The organism is Cyanobium sp. Lug-B, from assembly GCF_024345635.1.
Lineage (GTDB): Bacteria > Cyanobacteriota > Cyanobacteriia > PCC-6307 > Cyanobiaceae > Cyanobium > Cyanobium minutissimum.
Genome location: NZ_JAGQBM010000112.1, coordinates 1 through 5,201 on the forward strand (window position 1 = coordinate 1; position 5,201 = coordinate 5,201).

The 5,201-nt window shown below is 72.5% G+C and carries 4 protein-coding genes; all 4 read left to right on the forward strand.

Annotated elements, in window-relative coordinates:
• Positions 1-2,008: DNA polymerase (locus KBY81_RS16375; protein ID WP_254977084.1), on the forward strand; the 2,008-nt coding region annotated here is incomplete at its 5' end.
• 43 nt (positions 2,009-2,051) lie between these two features.
• Positions 2,052-2,951 (forward strand): dTDP-4-dehydrorhamnose reductase, encoded by a 900-nt coding sequence (gene rfbD / locus KBY81_RS16380; RefSeq protein WP_254977085.1) that lies wholly within the window; start codon positions 2,052-2,054, stop codon positions 2,949-2,951.
• Between the two features lie 30 nt (positions 2,952-2,981).
• Complete coding sequence (rfbB, locus tag KBY81_RS16385; protein WP_254977086.1) at positions 2,982-4,139, forward strand: dTDP-glucose 4,6-dehydratase; 1,158 nt, start codon at positions 2,982-2,984, stop codon at positions 4,137-4,139.
• Positions 4,136-5,201: cysteine--tRNA ligase (gene cysS / locus KBY81_RS16390; RefSeq protein ID WP_254977087.1), on the forward strand; the 1,066-nt coding region annotated here is incomplete at its 3' end. The genes rfbB and cysS, both read left to right, overlap by 4 nt.

Consider the following 5,201-nt stretch of genomic DNA (forward strand, 5'->3'; position numbering starts at 1 on the left):
GGCCGACCCCCCCGGGCCCCCCGCCACCGCCGTGGCCGCTCCCGCCAGCGAGCCGGCGGCGCCCGAGGAGCCCGCAGCGGCCGAGCCCAGGGCCGAAGGCCGCCTGCCCGCCCTGCAGCCGCAGCTGGTCACCACCCCCGCGGCCCTGGCCGCCCTGGTCGAGCGGCTGATGGCCTGCACCGACCCGGCGGCACCGGTGGCCCTCGACACCGAGACCACGTCCCTCAATCCCTTCCAGGCGGAGCTGGTGGGGATCGGCTTCTGCTGGGGGGAGGGGCTGGCGGACCTGGCCTACGTGCCCATCGGTCACCACAGCCCACCCGCCCCCGACCTGCTCAGCGCGGCGCCGGCGGCGCCGGAGCAGCTGCCCCTGGATGCGGTGCTGCTGGCCCTGGGGCCCTGGCTGGCCAGCGCCGGGCACCCCAAGGCGCTCCAGAACGCCAAGTACGACCGCCTGATCCTGCTGCGCCATGGGCTGCCCCTGGCCGGTGTGGTGATGGACACCCTGCTGGCGGACTACCTGCGGGATGCCAACGCCAAGCATGGCCTGGAGGCGATGGCGGCGCGGGAGTTCGGCCTCCAGCCCACCACCTACGGCGATCTGGTGGCCAAGGGTCAGAACTTCTCCGACGTGCCGATCGAGGCCGCGGCGCTCTACTGCGCCATGGACGTGCACCTCACCCGGCGCCTGGGCGCCGTGCTGGCGGAGCAGCTGGCGGCGATGGGGCCCCAGCTGCCCCTGCTGCTGCAGCAGGTGGAGCTGCCCCTGGAGCCGGTGCTGGCCCAGATGGAGGCCACCGGCATCCGCATCGACGTGCCCTACCTCAAGGAGCTGGCCGTGGAGCTCAGCACCACCCTGGCCCGGCTGGAGCAGGAGGCCCAGGCGGCGGCGGGGGTGGACTTCAACCTGGCCTCCCCCAAACAGCTCGGGGAACTGCTGTTCGACACCCTGGGGCTCGACCGCAAGAAATCCCGCCGCACCAAGACCGGCTGGAGCACCGACGCGGCGGTGCTGGAGAAGCTGGAGGACGACCATCCGGTGGTGAAGCTGGTGCTGGAGCACCGCACCCTCAGCAAGCTGCTGAGCACCTACGTGGAGGCGCTGCCGGCCCTGATGGAACCCGAGACCGGGCGGGTGCACACCGATTTCAACCAGGCGGTCACCGCCACCGGGCGCCTGTCGAGCAGCAACCCCAACCTGCAGAACATCCCCATCCGCACCGAGTTCAGCCGCCGCATCCGCAAGGCCTTCCTGCCCCAGGAGGGCTGGCAGATGATCAGCGCCGACTACTCCCAGATCGAGCTGCGCATCCTCACCCACCTGTCCGGCGAGCCGGTGCTGGTGCAGGCCTACAACGAGGGCGACGACGTCCACGCCCTCACCGCCCGGCTGCTGCTCGAAACCGACACGGTGACGCCCGAGGAGCGGAGGCTGGGCAAGACGATCAACTTCGGGGTGATCTACGGCATGGGGGCCCAGCGGCTGGCGCGCGAAACCGGCATGGGCCAGGCCCGGGCCAAGGAGTTCCTGAGCCTCTACAAGCAGCGCTACCCGAAGGTGTTCCTGTTCCTCGAGCTGCAGGAGCGGCTGGCCCTCAGCCGCGGCTACGTGGAAACGATCCTGGGGCGGCGGCGGCCGTTCCAGTTCGATCCCGGCGGCCTGGGCCGGCTGCTGGGCAAGGATCCGCTGGAGATCGACCTGGAGGTGGCCCGCCGCGGCGGCCTGGAGGCCCAGCAGCTGCGGGCCGCCGCCAACGCCCCGATCCAGGGCTCCAGCGCCGACATCATCAAGCTGGCGATGGTGGGCCTGCAGCAGGCGCTGACGGCGTCGGGCCTGCCGGCCCGGTTGCTGCTGCAGGTGCACGACGAGCTGGTGCTGGAGGCGGCGCCGGAGGCGCTGGAGGAGGTGCGGGAGCTCACCCGCCGCACCATGGAGCAGGCGGTGCAGCTGCTGGTGCCCCTGGCGGTGGACACGGGCGTGGGGCCGAACTGGATGGAAGCGAAATAACCACACGAAGGTAGGCTGCGCGCGAGCTTTGCCTCCGCCATCGATGCCCCAACCGGTGCGGGTGCTGCTGACCGGCCGCCACGGCCAGCTCGGACAGGCCCTGCTGGCCCGTATCCCCGCCGGCATCGACCTGATCGCGACGGGCCGGCAGGAGCTGGATCTGGCCGATCCGGCCGCCTGCCGGGCCGCCGTGGTGGAGCACCGGCCCGACTGGGTGCTGAATGCGGGGGCCTACACCGCCGTCGACCGGGCCGAGACCGAGCCGGCGCTGGCGGAGGCGGTCAACGCCGGCGCCCCCGGGGCCTTCGCCGAGGCCCTGGCCGAGACCGGCGGGCGGCTGCTGCAGGTGAGCACGGATTTCGTCTTCGACGGCGAGCAGGGCCATCCCTACGCCCCGGAGCAGGCCCTGGCCCCCCTGGGCGTCTACGGCGCCACCAAGGCCGAGGGAGAGAGGCGGGCGGCGGCGGCCCTGGGCGCCGATCGTCTCTGCCTGCTGCGCACCAGCTGGGTGTACGGGCCGGTGGGGGCCAACTTCTGCCTCACGATGCTGCGGCTGCACCGGGCGAAGGCCGCCGCCGGCGAGCCCCTGGGGGTGGTGGCCGACCAGGTGGGCTGCCCCACCGCCACCGGCGGCCTGGCGGAGGCCTGCTGGCGGGTGATCGGCCGGGGGGTGAGCGGGCGCCACCACTGGAGCGACTGCGGCGCCGCCAGCTGGTACGACTTCGCCGTGGTCATCGGTCTGCTGGCGGCGGCGCGGGGGCTGATCCCCGCGCCGGCCCGGGTGCGGCCGATCACCACCGCCGACTACCCCACCCCGGCCCGCCGCCCCGCCTATTCGCTGCTGGATGCCACCACCACCCGGCACGCCCTGGACCTGGAGGGGCAACACTGGCAGGCCGCCCTCGCCGAGGTGCTGGCGCGGATTCCCCTGCCCCAGGCCTGAACACCCCTGACCCCGTCTCGCCCCATCCCGATGGACCCCTACCCCTCCCTCGACCTGCCGCTGCTGCTCGCGGGGCGTCGCCGCATCCTGGTGACCGGCGGCGCGGGCTTCATCGGCGGGGCGCTGGTGCGCCGGCTGCTGCGGGACAGCACGGCGACGGTGTTCAACCTCGACAAGATGGGGTATGCCAGCGACCTGCTGGGCATCGCCAACACCGTGGCGGATCTGGGGCCGGCGGCGGAGCGGGCCGACGGGCCGCGGCACCGGCTGCTGCAGGTGGACCTGGCCGATGGGGAGGCCACCGCCGCCGCGGTGCGTCAGGCCGATCCGGATCTGGTGCTGCACCTGGCCGCCGAAAGCCACGTCGACCGTTCGATCGACGATCCCGGTGCCTTCCTGGTCAGCAACGTGATGGGCACCTACCACCTGCTGCAGGCGGTGCGGGCCCACTGGGAGGGGCTGCCGGCGGAGCGGCGGGAGCTGTTCCGCTTCCACCACATCAGCACCGATGAGGTGTTCGGCTCCCTGGGGGCCACCGGCCGCTTCTCGGAGACCACCCCCTACGACCCGCGCAGCCCCTACTCCGCCAGCAAGGCGGGCAGCGACCACCTGGTCCAGGCGTGGCACCACACTTTCGGACTGCCGGTGGTGCTGACCAACTGCAGCAACAACTACGGGCCCTGGCAGTTCCCCGAGAAGCTGATCCCGGTGGTGATCCTCAAGGCCGCCGCCGGCGAGCCGATTCCCCTCTACGGCGACGGGGCCAACGTGCGCGACTGGCTCTACGTGGAGGACCACGTCGAGGCCCTGCTGCTGGCCGCCACCAGCGGCGAGGTGGGCCGCAGCTACTGCGTCGGCGGCCATGGCGAGCGCACCAACAAGGAGGTGGTGCAGGCCATCTGCGCCCTGCTCGACGAGCTGCGGCCCGACGGCTCCCCCCACGCCGGCCTGATCACGCCGGTGGCCGACCGGCCGGGCCACGACCGGCGCTACGCCATCGACCCGGCGCGGATCAGCAGCGAGCTGGGCTGGCAGCCCCGCCACGACTACGAGCAGGGCCTGCGGGCCACGGTGCAGTGGTACCTGGCGCACGGCGACTGGTGCACCAACGTGCGCAGCCGCGCCGGCTACGGCGGCGGCCGTCTGGGCCAGGCGGGCGCGGGAGCCATGGCAGGAGCGGGCCATTGACCCTGCGGCTCACCAACACCCTCAGCCGCCGCTGCGAGCCCTTCGAGCCGCTGGTGCCCGGGCAGGTGTCGATCTACTGCTGCGGCGTCACGGTCTACGACCTGTGCCACCTGGGCCATGCCCGCAGCTACATCGTCTGGGACGTGCTGCGGCGCTATCTGCTGTGGAGCGGCTATGCCGTCACCTTTGTGCAGAACTTCACCGACATCGACGACAAGATCCTCAAGCGGGCCGAGGAGGAGGGCAGCTCGATGGAGGTGGTGAGCGAACGCAACATCGCCGCCTTCGAGGCGGACATGGCCGCCCTGCACATCCTTCCCCCCGACCGGATGCCCCGGGCCACCCGCAGTCTGGAGGCGATCCGGCAGCTGATCGGTGAACTGGAGGCCAAGGGGGCGGCCTATTCGGCGGATGGCGATGTGTATTTCGCCGTGATGCGCCAGGCCGGCTACGGCAAGCTCAGCGGCCGCACGCTGGAGGAGCAGCAGGAGGGCGCCAGCGGCCGCACCCGCGAGGCGGAGGAGGCCCGCAAGCGCCATCCGTTTGATTTCGCCCTCTGGAAGGGGGCCAAGCCGGGCGAACCCAGCTTCCCGTCGCCCTGGGGGCCGGGCCGGCCGGGCTGGCACATCGAATGCTCGGCGATGGTGCGCGAGGAGCTGGGCACCACGATCGACATCCACCTGGGCGGCGCCGATCTGATCTTTCCCCACCACGAGAACGAGATCGCCCAGTCGGAGACGGCCAGCGGCCAGCCCCTGGCCCGCTTCTGGCTGCACAACGGCATGGTGAATGTGGGCGGCGAGAAGATGTCCAAGTCGCTGGGCAACTTCACCACGATCCGCGCCCTGCTGGAAAGCGGCGTCAGCCCGATGACCCTGCGGCTGTTCGTGCTCCAGGCCCACTACCGCAAGCCGCTGGACTTCACCGCCGAGGCCCTGGCGGCGGCCGCCAGCGGCTGGAAGGGTCTGGACGCGGCCCTGGGCCTGGGGGCACGCCATGGGGCGGCCCTGGGCTGGGGCACCGCGCCCGCCGCTGCGAGCGCTGCGGTGAGCGCCGCGGACA

What these genes read in the sequence shown, in the direction of transcription:
- rfbD (WP_254977085.1), top strand. Translation starts at nt 2,052, where the DNA reads ATGCCCCAACCGGTGCGGGTGCTGCTGACCGGCCGCCACGGCCAGCTC.
- rfbB (WP_254977086.1), top strand. Translation starts at nt 2,982, where the DNA reads ATGGACCCCTACCCCTCCCTCGACCTGCCGCTGCTGCTCGCGGGGCGT.